General features: G+C 64.4%; 20 protein-coding genes and 3 pseudogenes. 7 read left to right on the top strand and 16 right to left on the bottom strand.

The window, feature by feature from the left end; genetic code table 11:
* Positions 1 to 250: 250 nt before the first annotated feature.
* Positions 251 to 1,950: pseudogene (gene ilvD / locus ACLHHB_RS07560) on the top strand (dihydroxy-acid dehydratase).
* A gap of 18 nt (positions 1,951 to 1,968) precedes the next feature.
* Here the strand turns inward: ilvD and ACLHHB_RS07555 are convergent.
* Genes ACLHHB_RS07555 through ACLHHB_RS07545 form a run of 3 tightly spaced genes read right to left on the bottom strand, consistent with a single transcriptional unit; the run spans position 1,969 to position 3,389 of the window.
* On the bottom strand, positions 1,969 to 2,418 hold the full coding sequence (locus ACLHHB_RS07555; RefSeq protein ID WP_410217657.1) for a DUF305 domain-containing protein: 450 nt from the start codon (positions 2,416 to 2,418) through the stop codon (positions 1,969 to 1,971).
* 60 nt (positions 2,419 to 2,478) lie between these two features.
* Positions 2,479 to 2,937 (bottom strand): Lrp/AsnC family transcriptional regulator, encoded by a 459-nt coding sequence (locus ACLHHB_RS07550; protein ID WP_410217656.1) that lies wholly within the window; start codon positions 2,935 to 2,937, stop codon positions 2,479 to 2,481.
* Entirely contained in the window at positions 2,934 to 3,389 is a 456-nt protein-coding gene (locus tag ACLHHB_RS07545; protein WP_410217655.1) for an Lrp/AsnC family transcriptional regulator, read from the bottom strand. Before ACLHHB_RS07545 ends, ACLHHB_RS07550 begins: the two co-directional genes overlap by 4 nt.
* 126 nt (positions 3,390 to 3,515) lie before the next feature.
* Between ACLHHB_RS07545 and ilvC the strand changes: the two genes are divergently transcribed.
* Positions 3,516 to 4,538: a ketol-acid reductoisomerase gene (ilvC, locus tag ACLHHB_RS07540; protein ID WP_410217654.1), complete on the top strand. Its 1,023-nt coding sequence runs from the start codon at positions 3,516 to 3,518 to the stop codon at positions 4,536 to 4,538.
* A 33-nt stretch (positions 4,539 to 4,571) separates the two neighbouring features.
* Here the strand turns inward: ilvC and yghU are convergent, their stop codons facing one another.
* Positions 4,572 to 5,432, bottom strand: a complete 861-nt coding sequence (yghU, locus tag ACLHHB_RS07535) for a glutathione-dependent disulfide-bond oxidoreductase (RefSeq protein ID WP_410217653.1) — start codon at positions 5,430 to 5,432, stop codon at positions 4,572 to 4,574.
* Positions 5,433 to 5,536: 104 nt separating this feature from the next.
* Here yghU and ACLHHB_RS07530 point away from each other — a divergent pair, with 104 nt between their 5' ends.
* The gene (locus ACLHHB_RS07530) at positions 5,537 to 6,616 is read left to right on the top strand and encodes a PA0069 family radical SAM protein (protein WP_410217652.1); all 1,080 of its coding nucleotides are present in this window, start codon (positions 5,537 to 5,539) and stop codon (positions 6,614 to 6,616) included.
* Here the strand turns inward: ACLHHB_RS07530 and bmt are convergent.
* From bmt to rpsF, 4 genes are all read right to left on the bottom strand, one after another.
* Positions 6,613 to 7,596: a betaine--homocysteine S-methyltransferase gene (gene bmt, locus ACLHHB_RS07525; RefSeq protein WP_410217651.1), complete on the bottom strand. Its 984-nt coding sequence runs from the start codon at positions 7,594 to 7,596 to the stop codon at positions 6,613 to 6,615. The two genes, ACLHHB_RS07530 and bmt, sit on opposite strands and share 4 nt — an antisense overlap.
* A gap of 166 nt (positions 7,597 to 7,762) precedes the next feature.
* Complete coding sequence (gene rplI / locus ACLHHB_RS07520; protein WP_410217650.1) at positions 7,763 to 8,347, bottom strand: 50S ribosomal protein L9; 585 nt, start codon at positions 8,345 to 8,347, stop codon at positions 7,763 to 7,765.
* Positions 8,348 to 8,360: 13 nt separating this feature from the next.
* On the bottom strand, positions 8,361 to 8,588 hold the full coding sequence (rpsR, locus tag ACLHHB_RS07515; RefSeq protein ID WP_103173059.1) for a 30S ribosomal protein S18: 228 nt from the start codon (positions 8,586 to 8,588) through the stop codon (positions 8,361 to 8,363).
* 13 nt (positions 8,589 to 8,601) lie between these two features.
* Positions 8,602 to 9,051, bottom strand: a complete 450-nt coding sequence (gene rpsF / locus ACLHHB_RS07510) for a 30S ribosomal protein S6 (protein ID WP_410217649.1) — start codon at positions 9,049 to 9,051, stop codon at positions 8,602 to 8,604.
* Between the two features lie 279 nt (positions 9,052 to 9,330).
* Between rpsF and speB the strand changes: the two genes are divergently transcribed.
* The 4 genes from speB to ACLHHB_RS07490 all read left to right on the top strand — a co-directional run bounded on the left by speB (position 9,331) and on the right by ACLHHB_RS07490 (position 13,510).
* On the top strand, positions 9,331 to 10,290 hold the full coding sequence (gene speB / locus ACLHHB_RS07505) for an agmatinase (protein WP_410217648.1): 960 nt from the start codon (positions 9,331 to 9,333) through the stop codon (positions 10,288 to 10,290).
* A 122-nt stretch (positions 10,291 to 10,412) separates the two neighbouring features.
* Positions 10,413 to 11,468: a peptide chain release factor 1 gene (gene prfA / locus ACLHHB_RS07500; protein ID WP_410217647.1), complete on the top strand. Its 1,056-nt coding sequence runs from the start codon at positions 10,413 to 10,415 to the stop codon at positions 11,466 to 11,468.
* Complete coding sequence (gene prmC, locus ACLHHB_RS07495; protein WP_410217646.1) at positions 11,465 to 12,304, top strand: peptide chain release factor N(5)-glutamine methyltransferase; 840 nt, start codon at positions 11,465 to 11,467, stop codon at positions 12,302 to 12,304. Before prfA ends, prmC begins: the two co-directional genes overlap by 4 nt.
* Before the next feature lie 252 nt (positions 12,305 to 12,556).
* A complete protein-coding gene (locus ACLHHB_RS07490; RefSeq protein ID WP_410217645.1) occupies positions 12,557 to 13,510 on the top strand; it encodes a DUF4167 domain-containing protein in 954 nt (317 codons plus the stop codon).
* 31 nt (positions 13,511 to 13,541) lie between these two features.
* Here ACLHHB_RS07490 and ACLHHB_RS07485 read toward each other — a convergent pair whose 3' ends face one another.
* From ACLHHB_RS07485 to ACLHHB_RS07450, 8 genes and pseudogenes are all read right to left on the bottom strand, one after another.
* Positions 13,542 to 13,718 (bottom strand): transposase domain-containing protein, encoded by a 177-nt coding sequence (locus ACLHHB_RS07485; RefSeq protein WP_410217670.1) that lies wholly within the window; start codon positions 13,716 to 13,718, stop codon positions 13,542 to 13,544.
* 9 nt (positions 13,719 to 13,727) lie between these two features.
* Positions 13,728 to 14,534, bottom strand: a pseudogene (locus ACLHHB_RS07480) (transposase); the annotation flags it as partial.
* Between the two features lie 538 nt (positions 14,535 to 15,072).
* A pseudogene (gene tnpB, locus ACLHHB_RS07475) lies at positions 15,073 to 15,396 on the bottom strand (IS66 family insertion sequence element accessory protein TnpB).
* Positions 15,393 to 15,779: an IS66 family insertion sequence element accessory protein TnpB gene (locus tag ACLHHB_RS07470; protein ID WP_410217669.1), complete on the bottom strand. Its 387-nt coding sequence runs from the start codon at positions 15,777 to 15,779 to the stop codon at positions 15,393 to 15,395. The pseudogene tnpB and the gene ACLHHB_RS07470 overlap by 4 nt, the downstream one beginning before the upstream one ends.
* 156 nt (positions 15,780 to 15,935) lie before the next feature.
* Positions 15,936 to 16,787, bottom strand: coding sequence for a 16S rRNA (adenine(1518)-N(6)/adenine(1519)-N(6))-dimethyltransferase RsmA (rsmA, locus tag ACLHHB_RS07465; protein ID WP_410217644.1), 852 nt, complete (start codon positions 16,785 to 16,787; stop codon positions 15,936 to 15,938).
* Between the two features lie 64 nt (positions 16,788 to 16,851).
* Positions 16,852 to 17,817: a 4-hydroxythreonine-4-phosphate dehydrogenase PdxA gene (gene pdxA / locus ACLHHB_RS07460; protein ID WP_410217668.1), complete on the bottom strand. Its 966-nt coding sequence runs from the start codon at positions 17,815 to 17,817 to the stop codon at positions 16,852 to 16,854.
* Positions 17,814 to 19,085, bottom strand: coding sequence for a peptidylprolyl isomerase (locus ACLHHB_RS07455; RefSeq protein ID WP_410217643.1), 1,272 nt, complete (start codon positions 19,083 to 19,085; stop codon positions 17,814 to 17,816). Before ACLHHB_RS07455 ends, pdxA begins: the two co-directional genes overlap by 4 nt.
* Positions 19,086 to 19,117: 32 nt before the next feature.
* Positions 19,118 to 21,075, bottom strand: a 1,958-nt coding sequence (locus tag ACLHHB_RS07450) for an LPS-assembly protein LptD (RefSeq protein ID WP_410217642.1), incomplete at its 5' end; no start/stop codon positions are given.

Genomic DNA, 21,075 nt, shown 5'->3' with positions numbered 1-21,075 from the left:
AAGGCAGGAAAAGGGGCAGTTCGGACAGAAAACCACATCAACCTCTGCCGTCGGGTAATTTCCTTCCGCCGCAAGGGGTGCTAAACGCAGTTCCAGCCAAAGGAGATCAGCCATGCCTGCCTATCGTTCCCGCACCACCACCCATGGCCGCAACATGGCAGGCGCGCGTGGCCTGTGGCGTGCGACCGGCGTCAAGGACAGCGACTTCGGCAAGCCGATCATCGCCATCGTCAACAGCTTCACCCAATTCGTGCCGGGCCACGTCCATCTGAAGGACCTGGGCCAGCTGGTCGCACGCGAGGTCGAGGCAGCGGGCGGGATCGCCAAGGAATTCAACACCATCGCAGTCGATGACGGCATTGCGATGGGCCATGACGGCATGCTGTATTCGCTGCCCTCGCGCGAGATCATCGCCGACAGCGTGGAATACATGGTCAACGCCCATTGCGCCGACGCGATGGTCTGCATCAGCAACTGCGACAAGATCACGCCGGGCATGCTGATGGCATCGCTGCGTCTGAACATCCCCACATCTTCGTGTCCGGTGGGCCGATGGAGGCCGGCAAGGTCGTTCTGCAGGATGGCCGCGTCAAGGCGCTGGACCTCGTGGATGCCATGGTGGCTGCGGCCGATGATTCGGTCTCGGATGCCGACGTCGAGGCCATCGAGCGGTCGGCCTGCCCGACCTGCGGGTCCTGCTCGGGCATGTTCACGGCCAATTCCATGAACTGCCTGACCGAAGCCCTAGGCCTGTCGTTGCCCGGGAACGGCTCGACGCTGGCCACCCATGCGGACCGCAAGCGGCTGTTCGTCGAGGCCGGCCACCTGATCGTCGATCTGGCACGGCGTCATTACGAAGGCGACGACGCCTCGGTCCTGCCGCGCAATGTCGCCAGCTTTGCGGCGTTCGAGAACGCGATGACGCTGGACATCGCCATGGGCGGGTCCACGAACACCGTTCTGCATCTGCTGGCCGCGGCACACGAGGCCGGCATCGACTTTACCATGTCCGACATCGACCGCCTGTCGCGCAAGGTGCCGGTCCTTTGCAAGGTCGCACCCGCAAAGGCTGACGTGCATATGGAGGATGTCCATCGTGCCGGGGGCATCATGGCGATCCTTGGCCAGCTGGACCGGGCCGGCCTGCTGGATACCTCGGTCGGCAGCGTCCATTCCGGCACGCTGGCGCAGGCGCTGGACCGTTGGGACGTCTCGCGCACCGAGGCGGCCTCGGTTCATGATTTCTATCGCGCGGCGCCAGGCGGCGTGCCGACGCAAACCGCCTTTTCGCAGGATCGGCGCTATGATGATGTCGATCTGGATCGCAAGGCGGGCGTAATTCGCAGTGCGGAACATGCGTTTTCGCAGGATGGCGGCTTGGCGGTGCTTTACGGCAACTTGGCCGAGGACGGCTGCATCGTTAAGACGGCGGGCGTGGACGATTCCATCCTGACCTTCGAGGGACCGGCCCATATCTTTGAAAGTCAGGATGATTCGGTTTCGGCGATCCTGACCGGCAAGGTCAAACCGGGCGAGGTGGTTCTGATCCGCTACGAAGGCCCCCGCGGCGGTCCCGGAATGCAGGAGATGCTGTATCCGACCAGTTACCTGAAATCCAAGGGTCTCGGGAAGGAATGCGCCCTGGTCACCGACGGCCGCTTTTCCGGAGGCTCGTCCGGGCTGTCGATTGGCCATGTTTCCCCCGAAGCGGCGGAAGGCGGCACGATCGGCCTGGTCGAGCAGGGGGACCTGATCCGTATCGATATCCCGAACCGCCGGATCGAGTTGATCGTGGACGACGCCACCTTGGCCGCCCGTCGCGAGAAGCGCGAGGCCGAGGGCTGGAAGCCGGCCAAGCCGCGTCAACGTCAGGTTTCGACTGCATTGCGTGCTTACGCGGCCATGACCACCAGCGCTGCAAGAGGCGCAGTGCGCGTGATTCCGGAATAACAGGAAAGGCGCCGGCCGCTAGTTGGCGCCTTCCAGTGCGGCGATCAGCGCCTCCATTTCGGCAATTTCGCGGCGCTGCGTTTCGATGATGCCATCGGCCAGCTCACGCACGCGGGGATCGTTGATCCGGGCGCGGGTGCTGGTCAGGATGGCAATGGAGTGATGCGGGATCATCGCCTTCATCCATGACACCTGATCCACTGTCGCCTGACTGCGAACCATGAAGAGGCCAACGGCAAAGACGGCAACAGACAAGGTCAGTGCTGCCATGTTGCCCTTACCGCCCGGAAACATCGACCACATCGCGATCAACATCACGACGGCCATGCCGCCGCCCATGTAAAGCGCCATCCAAGCTCGGGTCTGGCTGAACCATACATGCGAGATGTTGAAGGTGTTCAGATACATCATCCCGAACATGACCACCGTAGAGACGGCAATTGTTGCGAAAAAGCGTGTATATGTCATGACGCGGCCTTTCAGTGGGTTCATGAACCAACCGTCCTGTCCCTGTTGATGGTTCCGTCCTTATCCCAAAGGGCCGGGCCGCCGTTCCTCGGACAGCATCACGTTCGCCTCGACCTGCCCGACGCCGGGCAGGGTCATGATGCGCCGCCGCAGGATGCGTTCGAAATCACTGATGTCACGGGCGGTGATCCGCAGGCGATAATCGAACTGTCCCAGCACATGCTGGACCAGCTGAACCTCCGGGATGGCGGTGACGGCGCGCTCGAAGTCCTCGAGCCCGGTGCGGCCCTTGGCAGCCAGCTTGATGCCCAGAAAGACGGTGACGCCAAAACCCAGCACCGCTTGGTCCAGCACCACCCGCCGCCCTGTGATCGCCCCTTGATCCGTCAACCGCTTGATACGCCGCCAAGCGGCAGGCTGACCGATGCCGACGGTGCGTCCCACATCGGCGGCACTGGTTGTCGCGTCGCCTGCCAGCACGCGAAGAATGGCAAGGTCGGTGTCGTCCAACTCGATCACAGGGCCAGTTCTCCGCTGTCCTTGATGGTGGCTACCAGCATCAGTGCATCCAGTTCCGCAATGTGGGGAAGGGTCAGGATGCGGTCGCGATAAACCTGCTGCCAATGGGCCATGTCACGTGCGATCACGGACGCGCGCCAATCGACGCTGCCCAGAAAGCTCTGGATCTCGATCACTTCGGGAACCTGACGAAGGGCGGCAAGAAACTCGTCAAAGGCGCGTGGATTGGTCTTGTCCAACGTAAAGCGCAGGGACACTTCAACGGCCCATCCCAAGGCCCGCCAGTCGATTCGCGCCTGAATCCCCTTCAGGACGCCTTCCTCGCGCATCCGCTCCAGCCGCCGCCACAGGCTGGCAGTTGTCACACCTGCGCGCTCTGCCAGCGCCGCATTGGGTGCCATGGGATCCGCCAGAAGCTGGCGAAGAATGCGACGATCAGTGCTGTCCGGCATGAAATTCATCGTAAGGGCCATATCATGGCATGTACTTTCCGAAAATCGCTATTTTTGCGTGCTGATTGCATCATACCTTCGCGAAGTTGGCGCTAGAACCATGGCATCAATTGGAAGGACCTCCTCATGCGCGTTTACTATGACCGCGATTGCGACGTGAACCTGATCAAGGACGCCAAGGTTGCGATCCTGGGCTATGGCAGCCAAGGCCATGCCCATGCCCTGAACCTGCGCGACAGCGGCGCCAAGAACGTCGTTGTTGCCCTGCGCGAAGGCAGCCCCTCGGCCAAGAAAGCCGAAGGCGAAGGCCTGAAGGTCATGGGCATCGCCGAAGCCGCTGCCTGGTGCGACGTCATCATGTTCACCATGCCCGACGAACTGCAGGCCGAAACCTACAAGAAATATGTCCATGACAACCTGCGCGAAGGTGCGGCCATTGCCTTTGCCCACGGCCTCAACGTCCATTTCGGCCTGATCGAGCCGAAGCCCGGCGTTGATGTCATCATGATGGCGCCCAAGGGCCCCGGCCACACCGTGCGCGGCGAATACGTCAAGGGCGGCGGCGTGCCCTGCCTGGTTGCGGTGCATCAGGATGCCTCGGGCAAGGCGATGGATATCGGCCTGTCCTATTGCTCGGCCATCGGCGGCGGCCGTTCGGGCATCATCGAGACGAACTTCCGTGAGGAATGCGAAACCGACCTCTTCGGCGAACAGGCGGTCCTGTGCGGCGGTCTGGTCGAACTCATCCGCATGGGCTTTGAGACACTGGTCGAGGCCGGTTACGAGCCCGAGATGGCCTATTTCGAGTGCCTGCACGAGGTGAAGCTGATCGTCGACCTGATCTATGAGGGCGGCATCGCGAACATGAACTACTCGATCTCAAACACGGCGGAGTATGGCGAATACGTGTCGGGTCCGCGCATCCTGCCCTATGACGAGACGAAGGCCCGCATGAAGGCGGTGCTGCGCGACATCCAGACCGGCAAGTTCGTGCGCGATTTCATGCAGGAAAACGCCGTTGGCCAGCCCTCGTTCAAGGCGACCCGCCGCATCAATGACGAGCACCAGATCGAGCAGGTCGGTGCCAAGCTGCGCGAGATGATGCCCTGGATCTCCAAGGGCAAGATGGTCGACAAGGCCCGCAACTGATAAAAAGGCCCGGGGAAACCCGGGCCTTTTCGTTCACGACAGCTTGTCCTGCGTCCGGGTCTGGAAATCGGACGCGTCATGCCGTTCATGCAACTGCTTGGCCGGATCGCCCGACACGTTGTTGACCATGATGCCGCGCTGAACAGCCGGACGCGCGGCTATCTCGTCCTGCCAGCGATGGACGTTCCTGTAGCTGGCCGCATCGAGGAAGGTCGCGGCATCGCCATAGGCGCCCCCGGTGATCAGCCGCCCGTACCAAGGCCAGATCGCCATGTCGGCGATGGTATAATCCTCGCCCGCGACAAAGCGCGTCTCGGACAGGCGCTGGTCCAGAAGGTCCAGCTGGCGCTTGACCTCCATCGTGAAGCGGTCGATCGCATATTCGATCTTTTCCGGGGCATAGGCGTAAAAGTGTCCGAAACCGCCACCCAGGTAAGGACCGGCGCCCATCTGCCAGAACAGCCAGTTCAGCGTCTCGGTCCGCGCGGCCGGATCGGTTGGCAGGAAGGCACCAAACTTTTCCGCCAGGTACAGCAGGATCGACCCGGATTCGAAAACACGTCGCGGCGGGTTCGTGGAATGATCCATCAGCGCGGGAATCTTCGAGTTCGGGTTCACCGCAACGAAGCCGCTGCCGAACTGGTCGCCATCGCCGATCTTGATCAGCCAGGCGTCGTATTCCGCATCATGGCCGGCCTCCAGCAGTTCCTCCAGCAGGATCGTAGCCTTTTGCCCATTGGGAGTCGCCAGCGAATAAAGCTGCAGAGGGTGCTTGCCGACAGGCAGTTCCCGGTCAAAACGGGCACCTGCCGTGGGACGGTTGATGCTGGCGAACTGGCCGCCATTCTCTTTGCCGGGGGCCCAGACCTTGGGAGGGGTGTAGTCGTCGCTCATCACATGTCCTGTTATTGCCTACCTTCCAAGATGTGGGTGCGGCTATGGAACATCAAGCCGTTGTCCGGCTTTGCAATGTTCCCAATCTGTTCTAGGATGGGGACATGCTGCCACCCCGCGACCCCCATCAGCGCCTGAAGGCTCGTGGCGCCGACACTCGCCCCGACGGACGTTTCGAGGGGCAGAACCGCGTTCGGGAAAGCGATGGCTGGGACATCCCCGAGGAGGTCACGCTGCTGCGGACGGAAATCACCACCGAACGTCCTCGCAGCATCATCACCCGCAACACCTCGCCGGACATCGGCTTTGACCGGTCGATCAATCCTTATCGCGGGTGCGAGCATGGCTGCATCTATTGTTATGCCCGTCCCAGCCATGCCTATCTGGGTCTGTCCCCCGGCTTGGATTTCGAAACCAAGATCACGGCAAAGACAGGAGCGGCCGAACTGCTGGCGCAGGAACTGGCCCGGCCCGGCTACAGGCCTGCGCCCATCGCATTGGGCACCAATACCGATCCTTATCAGCCGGTCGAGGCAAGGCTGGCGATCATGCCCGGCATTCTTCGCGTGCTGCGCGATTGGAATCATCCTGCCACGCTGGTGACGCGCGGTCAGACCGTGCTGCGCGATCTGGACCTGTGGGCCGAACTGGCCGCACGCGATCAGGCGATGATCGGGGTCAGCATCACCACGCTGGATGCGGATCTGGCACGGGCGCTGGAGCCGCGCGCGCCTGCGCCCGTCACCCGGCTGCGGATGATCCGCGAACTGTCGAAGGCAGGCATTCCCGTTCGGGTGATGGTTGCACCTGTGATCCCGGTCCTGACCGAGCCAGAGATCGAGGCCATCCTGAAAGCCGCGCATGAGGCAGGCGCCACCACCGCCAGCATGATCCCGCTGCGCTTGCCTCACGAAGTGGCACCCTTGTTCCGCGATTGGCTGGAACGGCATCGCCCTGCAATGGCGACCCATGTGGTGAACCGTGTGCAGGCGATGCGCGGCGGCCGCGACAACGACCCGCGCTTTGGTCATCGTTTCAAGGGCGAGGGGATCGAGGCGGATCTGGCGCTGCAGCGGTTCCGCCTGGCCCGCAGGCGGCTTGGCTATCGGACAGGCAGCCCGCCCTTGGACTGCAGCCGATTCGGGGCCCCGCCCAAGGCAGGGGACCAGTTGTCCTTGTTCTAGTGGCGCTGGCCGATGGTCAACACGTTGCCGCCGCTGCTGAAGGCGCCCAGACGGTTCGTGATCCGGTCCAGCGTCGGGCGTGGTCCGACAGGGCGGGTTTCCAGCGCCTCGCGCATGGCACGCAGATGGGTGGGCATCGTCCCGCAGCACCCGCCGATCACACGCACCCCCAGATCCCGCGCCAAGCAGGCGTAATCCGCCATCAGCTCGGGCGTGCCATCGTAACGGATATGCCCGTCATGGATATGCGGAACGCCGGCATTGCCCTTGGCAATGATCGGACGCTCGTTCCCGGACGCGACAAATCCCGCCACAGTGCGCAGCAAGTCGGAGGCGCCAACGCCGCAGTTCGCCCCATAAGCCACCGGGGGATTGACCAGGCGTTCGACGGCAGCGGCCAGTTCGCCCGGCGTGACGCCCATCATCGTGCGCCCCGCCGTATCAAAGCTGAGGGAAACGCACCAAGCCATGCTGGACCGATGCGCCGCCTCTGCGGCCGCACGCATTTCCTCCAGCGACGACAGCGTTTCAACCCACAGGATGTCGGCCCCGCCGTCCTTCAACGCTTCGGCCTGTTCGTGAAACATCTCGACGGCGCGGGCGTGGGTCAGGCCGCCCATCGGGGCCATGATCTCTCCGATCGGACCCATGCTGCCGGCCACGACGAGGGGACGCAGGGTGCGTTCGGCCTCTTCCCGGGCCAGCAGGGCTGCAAGGTGGTTCAGTTCGGTGACACGTGCCTGGGCGCCATGCAGACGCAGGCGGCTGGCGTTCGCCCCGAAGCTGTTCGTCAGGAACAGGTCCGAACCTGCCTCGATCGCGCTGCGGTAAAGAGCGGCAATGCGGCCGGGGTGGGACGCATTCCAGAGTTCGGCGGGCGTGCTGCCGTCCAGCCCCATGTTCATCAGGGCCGTTCCTGTTGCCCCGTCGGCCAGCACATGGGGGCGGGTCTGCAGCATCCGGCTCAGCGCGTCGGTCATCGTCACATCCTTGGCAGGCAGGGGCATTGTCCCCGCAGCCGGGGTTCCAGTCATCAGGTCCATCGTCAGTCGCGCCGTATCGGAAAAGCAGGATGCAAACGAACGAATGAAAAACCGCGCCGGTTTCCCGGCGCGGTCAAAAAATCATCAGCCTTGCCAGGAAGGATCAGTTGCGGTCGTCGCTTTCGCCATCATCGGCACCACCGATGTCGTCGAACAGTTCGGCAATCTCGAACTCGGCTTCGGCATCGGCCTCGGCAGCCAGATCACGGATCGACTTGCCCTGGGCCTGAAGCTCGGCTTCTTCGGCCGAACGGGCGACGTTCATGGTGATCGTCGCCTCGACCTCGGGGTGCAGTACGACGGTGACGTCATGCAGGCCCAGATCCTTGATCGGCGCGCGCAGGGTGACCTGCTTGCGGTCGACGGTGAAACCGGCCTCGGTCGCGGCCTCGGCGGCGTCACGGGTCGTGACCGAACCATAAAGCGCGCCCGAATCGGAGGCCGAGCGGATGACCACAAAGGTCTGGCCGTCCAGCGTTTCGGCGATCTTCTGGGCGTCGGCCTTCGACTCGGCGTTGCGGGTCTCGAGCTGCGCCTTCTGGCCTTCGAACGCCTTGATGTTGGCGTCCGAGGCGCGCAGCGCCTTGCCCTGCGGCAGCAGGAAGTTGCGGGCATAGCCGTGCTTGACGTTCACGACTTCGCCCATCTGGCCAAGCTTGGCCACGCGTTCCAGCAGGATGACTTGCATCTTTCAGGTCTCCTTACTTGACGACATAGGGCAGCAGGGCGAGGAAACGGGCACGCTTGATCGCACGGGCCAGCTCACGCTGCTTCTTGGCCGAAACGGCCGTGATGCGGGACGGAACGATCTTGCCGCGCTCGCTGATGTAGCGCTGCAGAAGACGCGTGTCCTTGTAGTCGATCGCCGGGGCATTCTCACCCGAGAACGGGCAGACCTTGCGGCGGCGGAAGAACGGTTTGTTCGCCATGTCTCAGATCCTCTCAGTTCCGCTCGCGGCGTTCGCCGCGGTCGCCGCCACGATCACCACGGTCGCCACGATCGCGGTCGCCACGGTCACCACGATCACCCCGCGGGCGATCGCCACGGTCGCCGCGCTCGCCACGCTCTTCGCGCTTCTGCATCTGGACCGAAGGGCCTTCCTGATGCTCGTCCACGCGGATGGTCATCACGCGCATCACGTCATCATGCAGACGGGCCAGACGTTCCATTTCCAGCACCGCACCCGAGGGGGCGTCCGTGCGCAGGAAGGCGTAATGGCCCTTGCGGTTCTTGTTGATCTTGTAGGCAAGGGTGCGGACACCCCAGTATTCGTTTTCAACGACCTTGCCGCCGTTATCGGCGAGAACGGTCGAGAAATGTTCGATCAGCCCTTCGGCCTGCGTGTTCGACAGGTCCTGGCGGGCGATCAGCACATGCTCGTACAAAGGCATGGCGATCCTTTCGGGTTCTTGCGCATTTCATCGACGGGCCGTCCCTTCCGCACCCGTCACGAGAGGCTGCGCCGTTGTGGATAAAGCAGGCGGAAGGATGGGGTCTTCTAGCAGCGAAAGCCGCGAATGCAAGGTAATTCGACCGTGGGTCGGACCTTGACGCCCTGCCTCGAGGAACAACCGCAGGGAGGGCTGCGGACATGGACCATCCTGCCGCCCTTGCAGCATGCTGCGGGTTCAGGGCAACCTTCCCGCCAATCAGCCGACAGGAGGACCGGAATGGCGCTGGAAGACGCGAAAACGCAGGTGGATCAGGCCTTCACGCGCAGTGAGCGGCGCGGCCCTTCTTTCGAGAACGCCTTCGGTGGGGCAACCAGCTTTCTGCGGCGGCGTTACACCAAGAACCTGACGGGCGTAGACGTGGCCGTGACAGGCATCCCCTTTGACCAGGCGGTGACACACCGGCCCGGCGCACGTTTCGGTCCGCGCGCGATCCGCGAGGCATCGACCCTTCAGGCGTTCGACGCCCCCTATGGCTGGGGCTATGATCCGATGACGGTGATGGACATCGTCGATCATGGCGACATGGCTTTCGATTATGCCGACGTGCGCGGGGTGCCTGGGCGGATCGAGGCACATATCGGCACCATCATGGATGCGGGGGCGGCGCCCGTCACCCTGGGCGGCGACCATTTCATCACGTTGCCGATCCTGCGGGCCGTGGCAGCGCGTCATGGGCCCGTCGCATTGATCCAGTTCGACGCGCATTCCGATACCTGGGTCGATGACGATCCCCAACGGATCGACCACGGGACATTCCTTTACAAGGCCATCCAGGAGGGGCTGGTCGATCCTGTCGCCAGTGTCAGCTTGGGCATCCGGACCGACAATTCGGACACGTTGGGGGTCACGATCCTTGATGCACCCTCTGTTCATCGGGACGGGGTCGAGGCGACGCTGGAGCGGGTCCGGGCCGTGGTGAAGGACAGACCCTGCTATGTCACCTTTGATATCGACGCGCTGGATCCGGCCTTTGCGCCCGGCACCGGCACGCCGGTCTGGGGCGGGCTGGCCAGCTGGCAGGCCGCGGCCCTGCTGCGCGGCCTTGCCGGGATCGAGATGATCGGTGGCGACGTGGTCGAGGTGTCTCCGCCTTATGACACGACCGGCGCCACCGCGATTGCAGGGGCTCATGTCGCGGTCGAGCTGATCGCGCTGCTGGGGTGGAAGCGCCGGTGAGGGCTGCAACGGGCAGGCGATTTGTGTCCTGTCCGCACCGCCTTTCAGGATATTTGCGGCGCAACGCGTCCCGCTTGCCATGTTAGCTTGTCGATGGCAATGCGCAAGGGTAAGCGGAACCCATGCTTCCTCAGGATCGCCTTGCCCAGATCACCCAGCGGTTCGAGTTTCTCGAGGCGCAGCTGAATGCCGGCGCGGCACCTGACAGGATCGCCACGATCAGCCGGGAATATGCCGAACTGAAGCCGGTGGTGGAGCAGATCGCGCGCTGGCGCTCGTCGCAGGAAGCGTTGGCGGAAGCCCGCGCCATGCTGACCGACCCCGAGATGCGCGAACTGGCCGAGGATGAGTTGCGCCGCCTGCAGGACGAGGTTCCCGTGCTGGAACAGGCGCTGCGGATCGCCTTGCTGCCCAAGGACGCGGCCGATGCCCGTCCAGCCATTGTGGAAATCCGTCCCGGCACGGGCGGGGACGAGGCCGCGCTGTTCGCGGGTGACCTGTTGTCCATGTATCGCCGCCATGCCGAAGCGCAGGGCTGGTCCTTTCAGATGCTGGACCTGACGCAGACCGAGTTGGGTGGCGTCAAGGAAGCCATTGCCCGGATCGAGGGCGAAGGCGTCTTCGCACGTCTCAAATATGAATCCGGCGTTCACCGGGTCCAGCGAGTGCCCGAAACCGAATCGGGCGGACGCATCCACACCAGCGCCGCCACCGTTGCCGTGTTGCCCGAGGCGGCCGAAGACGTCGATATCGACATTCCTGCCGGCGATATCCGCATCGATACGATGCGGGCCAGCGGCGCCGGCGGCCAGCACGTGAACACCACCGACTCGGCCGTCCGGATCACGCATCTGCCCACCGGCATCGTCGTGACCAGCAGCGAAAAATCACAACACCAGAACCGCGCCAATGCCATGGCCGTTCTGCGCGCGCGCTTGTACGACATGCAGCGGGCGCAAGCCGATGCCGAACGTGCGGCGGACCGGCGCAGCCAGGTCGGCAGCGGTGACCGCAGCGAACGCATCCGCACCTACAACTTTCCGCAGGGCCGCATGACCGATCACCGCATCAACCTGACCCTTTATGCGCTGGACCGAATCATGGCAGGCGATCTGTCGGAAATCATCGATGCCCTGACGGCCCATGATCAGGCCGCCCGCCTGGCCGATGCACAATGAAGCTGTCACAAGCGCAGGCCGAGGGGCACGCGCTGCTGCGCGCCGCGGGCATCGAGGGGGCATCGCGAGACGCCGACCGCATTCTGGCCGCCGTGCTGGGGATCGAGCCGGGCCAACTGCGCATCACCGAGGATCGCGTGCTGACGGATGACGAGGCCGCACGCTTCAACCGGGGCATCGCCGCGCGTGCCCTTCGGCAGCCGGTGGCCCAGATCGTGGGATTTCGCGATTTCTGGGCGCATCGGTTCAAGGTGACGCGGGACACACTGGACCCCCGCCCCGAGACCGAGGCGCTGGTCGAGGCGGCCCTTGCCCGCCCATGGAAGACTGTGCTGGATTTGGGCACGGGAACGGGGGCGATCCTGATCTCGCTTCTGGCGGCGCGGCCCGGCACGACCGGAGTCGGGACCGACATGTCCGAACCGGCGCTGGACGTCGCCCGCTTCAACGCCCGGCGCATCGGCGTGGATGCCCGCTTCCGTATGGCCGACTGGTATCAGGGTATTGTCGGGCCGTTCGACCTGATCGTGTCGAACCCGCCCTATATCGCCGCAGCCGAAATGCAGGGGCTTTCCGCGGATGTCCGGGACTGGGAGCCGCGATCGGCGCTGACCGACGGCGCCGACGGGCTGACCGCCTATCGCGCCATTGCAGAAGGTGCGCGAAGCATGCTGGCTCCCGGTGGGGCAGTTCTGGTCGAGATCGGCGCGACGCAAGGGGCGGCAGTCGCCGACCTGTTCACCCGTCAGGGTGCCAAGGCACGGATCCTGCCCGATCTGGACGGCCGCGATCGTGTCGTTCTGGCCGATTTTCGCCCTGATGCGGCCGATAGGTAACCGATCACGCGGATTTTCGGCAGTTTTTGCTTGTCTCGGGATCGGCGACATGGTTAGTCAACGGCGTGCGGCAGGCTTGTGCCACCGCATGGGTCAGCCTGACACTGCCGATCCCGGAAGGGCGCACGACATGCGCCTCGGTCGGGGCGAGCCAAGGCTGAACGGAGAGGTCATCCGTCCCCGTAGCCGTCCGCCATTGCCGTCCAGTTCACTCTGGCACCCCTGACGATCAGAAACATTACAGACAGACTGATGAGATCATCAAAATCCCGTTCGCGTAGCAAATCGAACCGCCAACGCTCGCTTGGCAATGTGGTCAACCGCGTCTTCGACAGCTCGGGGCCTGAAGGCAAGGTGCGTGGCACCCCCCAGCAGATCATCGAGAAATACCTGACGCTGGCCCGCGATGCGCAGCTGTCTGGCGACCGCGTGGCCGAACAGAGTTTTCTGCAGCATGCCGAGCATTACACCCGCATGCTGGGCGAAGCCCAGCGTGAGATGGCCGAGCGGCAGGGCCAGAACCATCAGGGCGGCGATGACGGCCAGTATGGCAATGGCCAGAACGGCAATGGCCACGGCTATCACAGCGGTTACGGCAGCCAGAACCAGGGCGGTCAGCGCGACAGCAATGGCCAACGGGATGGCGGGCAGCGTGATGGTGGCCAACGCGATCAGCGTGAGGGCGGCCAGAACCAGGAACCGCAGCGCGACGGGGGCCAGCGCGAAGGCGGCCATCGCGATCAGCGCGAACATAACCAGCGTGATGGTGGGCAACGTGATAGCGGCCACCGGGACAATCATCGTGAAAGTGGGCAGCGCGAGACTGGGCAGGCCGAGCAGCGCCGCGAGCAGCCGCCGCGCGCACCCAAGGCTGAACGTTCTGCGAGCCGCCCCGAGCGGACTGAACCTCGCCCCGACCCTGTCGAGGAACCCGTGCAGGTCGAGATGCCCATCGCGCCCAGCCTGCCCGAAGTCGTAAACGCCCGTGATGAGGACGCTGCCGCACCCGTCAGCACCCCCGAGGCCGAAGCATCCGAACCCAAACCTGCCCGGGTGTCGCGTCCGCGCACGCCGCGCGCACCGCGCAGCACGACCGGAGCCGAAACAGGCGCCGCGCCTGCCCGTAGCCGCCGCAAGCCTGTGGTACCCAAAGGGGATGAGGCACCTCAGCCGGCAGCCGAGCCGCAAGGTGACAGCCAGGACTGAACCGCCAGAAGCCGAACCGGAAAAGGGCGCACTACCAGTGCGCCCTTTTCATAAGCGTCCGGTCTGACGGCTGCCTGTTCCAGTGCCATGGCAGCGGATCATTGACCTTGGTGATCTTGTGATCTGAGAGGCGGCCGATGGTGTCCGCGAACCAAGCGTAGGGATCGACGGCGTTGAGCTTGGCAGTTTCGGTCGGGGAGTGGGCGATGGCGCGTTTGTCAGTGTTGGTATTCAGGGTGAGAATGCTGTGTACGAGGTTGAGGCACAAGCGTTCCATGGAGATCAGGGCATAGCAGATAGTGGCCCCGAGTGCGGATTTTCTCGAGATGGTGATGAGTTGAATGACCAGACCCTGCTCCAGGTCATCGAATACCGGGGCGGCATGAGCTTTTCGTAGTTCTGCGCGACGACCTGGCGGTGACTCTCGTGCCTCTTTTTCGACAGCGTAGAGCTAGTCGATCCGGCCGATGGCCTCTTCGGTGATGGAGGAGCCCTGCGATCGGTGGATGTCGACGAACTTGTGCCTGACTTGGGGTATGCAGGCGATTTCAGGAATGGCGCCCGAGTGGTAGAGGTCCTCGAACCCGGCATATCCATCGGCATGCATCCTGTCGCGGAGGCGAGCGAGATGGTCCTTAGGGTGCTGGCCTCTGCAGTCGCCCGAGAAGCACTACTGCGCGGCGGGTGGTGTCATGCCACCACAAGGACCTCATCGCGGGCATAGGTCCAGAACCTTGCGGTCTGAGTCTTTCCCATGCTTCAACGGCGAAGATCACTTGGTCGAGAGGACATGACGGCCGGCGGCGTCAGTCAGGGATTCCAGCAGTGCCGTGGTCTTGCAGACCCAATCGGCGAGTGTCAAAGCGACCAGATCGAGCCCCTCGCGGTCGAAGATCTGGCTTTGGCGATGCAAAAGAAGATGGTTGCTATGTTGGCGCGCCAGCACATGGGCCAGCAGGCCACAGCCGGGGCGGCCACGCTTGATCGGGCGCGAAGGCAGCGGGCTTGCATGAACTGCTCGCAACGGGCGCAGGTTGGGTGGGGTCAACAGTCCGGTTCACGATGAAGCGGCCCGGCACATACTCCAATTCTTCCATGACGTCTTCCCGATTCGGTGCAGGCGGCACAGGCATCAGCACCGGGGGCCAGTTCCATCTCCATTTATATATCGTCGGGAATCGAACGGTGCTTCGGATGGTCTTTCTCCTCGACGTCAAGAAGTTTCATCCACGCGGCTATCGCAGCGGCAGCAAGCTCGTTCGCCATTGTCATTAGGTCCAATGAGGTGCCAATGGCTCACTTTCCAAGGTGCAGTTAGTCTGCAGTCTCGGAGGAGGCGCCAAATCGGTGCGGCCGGTGACCGGCCAGTTGATGACGAAGTTTCTCGATCGGGATGGCCTGCGCCTTTGCTTCGCCCAGAAGCCGCTCGGTGAACACGCAGCTTTTCAGGGTCGTCCGACAAGGTCACGGCCTGATTCAACATGCAGACAGCTTATCCTGCTGTATCCGTAGGGAAGTCCTTAGATCGCAGGCCGTGTGGATTATCCTGCCGCCAGCAGCCGTCAGGTCCGTTCGGGTGCCCGCCAGTCGATCCCTTCCAGAAGCATCGACAATTGCGCAGGCGTGAGAGCCACTTCTCGCTCCTTGGCCGCAGGCCAGACATACCGGCCCCGCTCCAGCCGCTTATGAACATGCAGACGCCTTGCCCATCCCACCAGATGACCCTGACGAGATCGCCCAGGCGACCGGGGAGGACAAACAGATGCCCCCCAAACGAATCCTGCTTCAGCACCGCCTCGGCCTGTGCCGCCAGTATTGTAAAGCCTCGGGCATATCCGTCCCCCCGGCCGCCAGCCAACCTCTATGCTGACTGGCACCGGGATCATGCCGTCAGGCCTCGGATCAGGGGTGCCAAGGCATCAGGATCGTAGGTGCCGGTGATCCGTATCCGATGACCGCCCGCAAGTTCGATCAGTTCCTGCGGGCGTGCCGGATCGTTGGCCATGACCAAATCATCCGCTTCGACGTGATCGATGATCTTCACCGGCAGAAAGGCGGAGAAAGCCGCCGCTGCCCTTGTCTCAGGTACATGACGTGGATTGCGCAGCCGCTTGAACGCCATGTTGACGTTCGCTGCGTGGCCTTGGGCAACCTGCGCAACAGGAACTTCTGGGGGCATTGCCTGGAGGCAGATCGACCGCTTTTCTTCGTCTGTCCAAAGCCGCTTCGTCCGACGCTTCACGCTTGCACCATAGGGTCCACCATCCATAGCGGACACTGTCGCTCATGCTCACCACGCGGCAGAGCAGTCAGACCGGACGCTTAGCCCTTTCCTCATACGCAACCCTAGTGACAGGCTCGAGAGAGGCGCATTATCCGTCGCAAGCGAACATGAAGACGCTGCTTGCCGAGCGGCATGGCCGCCTCAATTGCGGCGCGCGTCCTGCAAGATCACGGCCAATATGCAGAAACGCTCCAGGTCGATTTCTTCGGCGCGAGCCGTGGGGGGAATCCCAGCCTGATTCAGCAGATCCTCGATCTGCGGGTGCAGGCTTTTCAAGCTGGCGCGCAGCATCTTGCGCCGCTGGTTGAAGGCGGCCGCGGTGATCTGGGACAGCACAACCGCATCCGCGGGGAACCTTGGCTGGGGCAGGGCAGTCAGATGAACCACCGCCGAATGGACCTTGGGCGCAGGCACGAAGGCTTCGGGCGGCAGGGACATGACGATACGTGCGTCGGCCCGCCACTGCGCCAGCAGCGCAAGCCGACCATAGGCCTTGGAACCCGGAACGGCCACGATCCGCTCGGCCACCTCTTTCTGGAACATCAGCGTCAACGATTGCCAGAAGGGCGGCCATTCACGCGGCGTCAGCCAGCGGACCAGCAACTCGGTGCCGACGTTATAGGGCAGGTTCGCGGCGATGCGGACCGGCGGCGTCAGATGCGCCAGCGGGTCGATCTGCAGCGCATCGCCGTTGATGATGCTCAGACGGCCGGGATAGGCGGCGGCAATCTCCTCCAGCGCGGGCAGCGCACGGGGATCCTTTTCAATCGCCAGAACATGCCGCGCGCCTTCGGCCAGCAGGCCGCGCGTCAGACCGCCGGGGCCGGGACCGATTTCCAGCACATCGCAGCCCGTCAGGTCGCCCGCCTGCCGCGCGATCTTGGATGTCAGGTTCAGGTCCAGAAGGAAATTCTGCCCCAATTGCTTCCTCGCACGCAGGTCGTGCGTGGCAATGACCTGGCGCAAGGGGGGAAGGTTGTCGATCATGCTCATGCCTGTGGTTCCCCAGATTTCATGTCGTCCCGGGGAAGTGCCGTTCTCAGGGTGATGCCATGGCTCATCTGCGGGCCGCTGCCATGTCACGGGCCATGCGCAGGGCTGCGATGGTCGAGGAAGGATCGGCAAGGCCCTTGCCGGCGATGTCAAAGGCGGTGCCGTGATCGGGCGAAGTCCGGATAAAGGGAAGACCAAGCGTCACGTTGACGCCGCCTGCGAAATCCAGGGTCTTGATCGGGATCAGTGCCTGGTCGTGATAGGTGCACACCGCCGCGTCATAGGTGCCGCGGGCCGGGGCATGGAACATCGTGTCGGCAGGCAAGGGGCCGCTCAGGCTTATGCCTTCGGCCCGCAAACGCGCGATCAGCGGAGTGATCATGTCCCGTTCCTGCCGACCCATCGTGCCGCCTTCGCCTGCGTGGGGGTTGAGGCCGGCCACGGCAATGCGCGGGTCGGACAGGCCAAAGTCACGGATCAGGCCGGCATGGGTCAGACGGATGGCCTGTTCCAGCACGTCGGCAGTCAGGGCGGCGGGAACATCGGCCAAGGGAATGTGGATCGTCGCAGGCACCACCCGACAAGGCGGCGTCACCGTCGAAGAGGCCAGCATCATCGCCACCGGCACATCGCCCGCCAGATGCGCCAGATATTCGGTATGGCCTGGAAAGGCAAAACCCGCGCCTTCTTTCAGCGCCTGCTTGTTGATCGGCGCAGTCGTGATGGCCGAAACCTGTCCGTCCATTGCAAGGCGCACGGCACGGGCGATTACCGCGATCACGTCCGCCGCATGGGCAGGATCGGAACGGCCGGGCGTCGCAGGGCTTGCAAAGTCATGGCGCAGGACCGGAAGATGTCCGGGGGGGACGGGGTCCGATGGGGCCTGCACCTCGGTCCAGGCGGCGCCTTCGGGCAGATGGCGCGGATCACCCATCCAGACCATGTCCACACCCGACTGCAACGCAAGCGGGGCCAGCTCCGGGCCGATGCCCGCAGGTTCTCCGCAGGTCAGAAGGACACGCGCCATCAGGGCCGCCGGATCACGGCATCAGCGCGCAGATCGGCCAGAAGACCCTCGGCAGCCGAATTGATCTTGCGGTTGAACAACTGGTCACGGACCTGCTGGCGTTCGGGAATGCCGCCCGGCTGGGCCCGTGGAACCGCCGCCTCGACCCCGTCCTCGGGCAGGGCCGTGGTTGCAACCTCGGCACGGGCGGCCAGGGCAGGCTGGCGCGAGCACAGCATCACCAGATCGGCGCCGGTGCCTGCCGGGACAACGCCACCCTCGCCCGGGTCCAACGATGCCAGACGGGCCGCGATCTGCGTCGGGATTGCGCCTTGCGACAGGGTCTGACGCCGGACCTGCGGCGCGGCCTCGGGACCTGCCTGCACATACAGGTCGTCGCAGCCCCGCGCCCGGGCCGCCAGTGCTGCGGCGTCCGCAGCCGAGGCCAGGCGCAGAGTCAGGTACTCCAGCACCTGTTCGCGCGCACCGGGGCGCAGCGTGCCTTGCGCATCGCGCAGGTGGAACAGGACCACTGCGCCTTCGACCGGCAGGGGCTGCGTGGTCTGCCCCGGCTGCAGCGCCGTCACGATGGGGCGCAGCGAGGGCGGCAGGTTGTCCAGCGCGATCAATGCGAGCCGTCCACCCGCTTCGGCCGAGGGCACGGCGGAATAGGTGCGAGCAGCCTCGGCGAACTGGGCCTCGGTCGGTCGCGAGGCAGAGATCCGTTCTGCCAGCGCCAGTGCCTGGGCCTCCTGTCCCGGGGGGGCCGGGATGATCAGTTCGGACAGCAGCACGCGGTCGATGATCGGCGTTTCGATGATGCGCCGCAGTTCCTGGTCGACTTCGGCGTCGGAAACCGAGATCTGCGGCAAAAGACGCGCGCGCACGACCTCGCGCCAGACAGTGCCCGCCTCGACGAAATCGCGGAACACGCCCGCCTCGACCCCGCCACGTTCCAGCTGGGCGGTGAACGCTGCCGCGTCCAAACCGGCCCGCCCCGCAAATTCCTCCAGCCCCGCCTGCAGTCCTTCCGGCGTGATCTCGACACCCAGCTCGGCGGCGGCCTGCACGCGCAGACGGTCATCGATCAGCGCATCCTGGGCCGCCTGTGCGCTGACATTGGGCGTGCCGATGATCTGCATGAAGCGCTGGCGCTGGTCGACCTCGTACCCGGTGACGGCGCTGTTGTTGACGTAAACGACCGGCGCGAACAGGTTCTGCGCCGTTGCCGGACCGACGGCGCCCATGGCCATCACCGCCGCCACAGCGATACCTGAAAGGAAATGCCGCATCTGTTGCCCTCATCCTCGTTCTTGTGCGCAGACTAGCGCATGCAGTTGCGCCGCGCCACCGTGCCCGGACCGTCTTCTTGTCGCCCAAAGCCGCCCAGGCGCACCGACAGGTCAAAGCTTGTTTCCGGACGCACCAGGTCCGAGCTGGTGAAGCGCCGCGACAATCCGGTCTCGACGGTGACGCATTCGTTGCGATACGCCACCTGCAGCGCCGCGCGCTGGGCCCGGTCAGCCGAAAAGTCATAGCGCGTTTCAGCGGTGCCCCACCATCCGTTGGTGATCTGCCAGCCGACGCTTGCCGCCAGTTCGCTTGCATCCTCGGCCCGGCCTTCGCCCTCGTCGCGATCAATCCAGAGATAACCGGCCGACACCTGCAGATCGGACCGCAGCCATCCCAGCCGCGTTTCGTTGCGCGAGATGCCGAAGCTGTCATCGAACAGCGCGCGGTTGGCGATGGCCAGGCCGGTGCCGCTGTCGTAATGAGCCGCCAGCAGCCAGTCCGAGCTGCGCCCGCCGAACGGCGATGTCGAGGCGACGCTCTCGGCCTGTCGCGCCCGAAGAACCCGCCCGCCGGTCAGGCCGAGGGACCAGCCCGCCGGATCAAGCCGCGTCCATGTCACGCCGATATTGCCGCGCAGGCCCGTTTCCCGCAGGTCATGGCCGGGAAAGCGGTTGCCGGAGAACAGGTTGCCTTCATCGAACTCGATCAGGCGGCTGTCCTCGTTGGGAATGTCCTCATCCTGCCCCCGCGGGGAATAAAGGACTTGGACAACCGGCTCGACCATATGGGTCGCGCTGCCGCGGCTGCTGGCCAGCGGCCAGCGAAGCTCCACCCCCACCTGCGGGTCCACGCGCGTCACGATATCATCGTAACGGTCGTCCTGCCCGATGCGGTACAGATCGGCGTCCAGCCCGGCCAGCGCCGCGCCGACCAGTCCGCCCGGCAGGATCTGGCTGCGGCGCCAGTCCAGCCCCAGCGAGGCACGGGCCATGTCCCGACCCGCGATATTCTCGTCCGACGGACGGCGATGCGCATGGGCAGACCATTCCAGCAGCGCCTCGCCCCCGACCAGAGACGGCGTCAGGCGGCGCATCCAGATCAAGTCGGCCACCTGCGCGGGCGAGGTCGCGTTGTCCTCGTCCTCGCGCAGCGAATGATAGTTGCCGACCCGGCCCCAGACCAGCTTGTCGCGGCGCACCCGTTCCAGCGTCACCCCGCTCCACAACCGGTCGGCATCGGTCACGTCATAGTCCAGCAGATAGGCCCGGTCCGAGGCCGCCTGAACCTGCACCCCCAGCCGATAGCCGCGCGGCAGGTCAAAGCGCCCGACACCAAAGACATAGCCGCGCGTCTCGTCAGGGCGCAGGTCGTCACGGCTGATCGCCCCGTTCCACTCGGTTGCGCCGTTCCCGAAAGCCTGGCGATAGCGGACTTCGAGCGTGCGCGTGCGATCCAGCGACAGGTAGGGGGTCAGCGTCACGTCGGCATGATCCCCCAAGGTCCGGAACCAGGGCAGCTTGACCCCGAAGCCCAGGCCCGAGGTCGTGCGGATCTCGGGGCGCAGAAAGCCGGTCCTGCGCTCGACCGTCGGATCGGGGGCCGTGATGGTGAAGGGCGCATAGGCCAACGGCACGCCAAAGGCACGGAACTGCGGGTGGTCAAAGGTGATCAGACGCGTTTCGGCGTCATGGGTGATGCGACGGGCGCGGATTTCCCACAAGGGGCTGGGGTCATTCGCACATATCTGGCAGGATGAGGCCACCACCTGCGTCAGTTCGCTGATGCGGCCATCCTCGCGCCGCTCCAGCCGGGTGGCGGCCAGCTGCAGTTCGCGCGCCAGGACCAGACGGGCGCCTTGGATGATGCCGTTCTGCAATTCGCGGTCCAACTGGGCGCTGTCTGCGATCAGGATGGCCTCGGCATCCGGGTCGGCCGCGCCGGGACGTGTCAGGTGGATGGGACCTTCGATCGTCAGATCGCCGCTCGCTC

Source organism: Paracoccus sp. (in: a-proteobacteria) (assembly GCF_046462195.1).
Taxonomy (GTDB): domain Bacteria; phylum Pseudomonadota; class Alphaproteobacteria; order Rhodobacterales; family Rhodobacteraceae; genus Paracoccus.
The sequence above is the reverse complement of the archived record's forward strand: the minus strand, read 5'-3'. Positions and strand labels throughout refer to the sequence as shown.

What these genes read in the sequence shown, in the direction of transcription:
- ACLHHB_RS07555 (WP_410217657.1), bottom strand. Translation starts at nt 2,418, where the DNA reads ATGACATATACACGCTTTTTCGCAACAATTGCCGTCTCTACGGTGGTC.
- ACLHHB_RS07545 (WP_410217655.1), bottom strand. Translation starts at nt 3,389, where the DNA reads ATGCCGGACAGCACTGATCGTCGCATTCTTCGCCAGCTTCTGGCGGAT.
- ilvC (WP_410217654.1), top strand. Translation starts at nt 3,516, where the DNA reads ATGCGCGTTTACTATGACCGCGATTGCGACGTGAACCTGATCAAGGAC.
- yghU (WP_410217653.1), bottom strand. Translation starts at nt 5,432, where the DNA reads ATGAGCGACGACTACACCCCTCCCAAGGTCTGGGCCCCCGGCAAAGAG.
- ACLHHB_RS07530 (WP_410217652.1), top strand. Translation starts at nt 5,537, where the DNA reads ATGCTGCCACCCCGCGACCCCCATCAGCGCCTGAAGGCTCGTGGCGCC.
- bmt (WP_410217651.1), bottom strand. Translation starts at nt 7,596, where the DNA reads ATGACCGACGCGCTGAGCCGGATGCTGCAGACCCGCCCCCATGTGCTG.
- rplI (WP_410217650.1), bottom strand. Translation starts at nt 8,347, where the DNA reads ATGCAAGTCATCCTGCTGGAACGCGTGGCCAAGCTTGGCCAGATGGGC.
- rpsR (WP_103173059.1), bottom strand. Translation starts at nt 8,588, where the DNA reads ATGGCGAACAAACCGTTCTTCCGCCGCCGCAAGGTCTGCCCGTTCTCG.
- rpsF (WP_410217649.1), bottom strand. Translation starts at nt 9,051, where the DNA reads ATGCCTTTGTACGAGCATGTGCTGATCGCCCGCCAGGACCTGTCGAAC.
- speB (WP_410217648.1), top strand. Translation starts at nt 9,331, where the DNA reads ATGGCGCTGGAAGACGCGAAAACGCAGGTGGATCAGGCCTTCACGCGC.
- prfA (WP_410217647.1), top strand. Translation starts at nt 10,413, where the DNA reads ATGCTTCCTCAGGATCGCCTTGCCCAGATCACCCAGCGGTTCGAGTTT.
- prmC (WP_410217646.1), top strand. Translation starts at nt 11,465, where the DNA reads ATGAAGCTGTCACAAGCGCAGGCCGAGGGGCACGCGCTGCTGCGCGCC.
- ACLHHB_RS07490 (WP_410217645.1), top strand. Translation starts at nt 12,557, where the DNA reads ATGAGATCATCAAAATCCCGTTCGCGTAGCAAATCGAACCGCCAACGC.
- ACLHHB_RS07470 (WP_410217669.1), bottom strand. Translation starts at nt 15,779, where the DNA reads ATGGATGGTGGACCCTATGGTGCAAGCGTGAAGCGTCGGACGAAGCGG.
- rsmA (WP_410217644.1), bottom strand. Translation starts at nt 16,787, where the DNA reads ATGAGCATGATCGACAACCTTCCCCCCTTGCGCCAGGTCATTGCCACG.
- ACLHHB_RS07455 (WP_410217643.1), bottom strand. Translation starts at nt 19,085, where the DNA reads ATGCGGCATTTCCTTTCAGGTATCGCTGTGGCGGCGGTGATGGCCATG.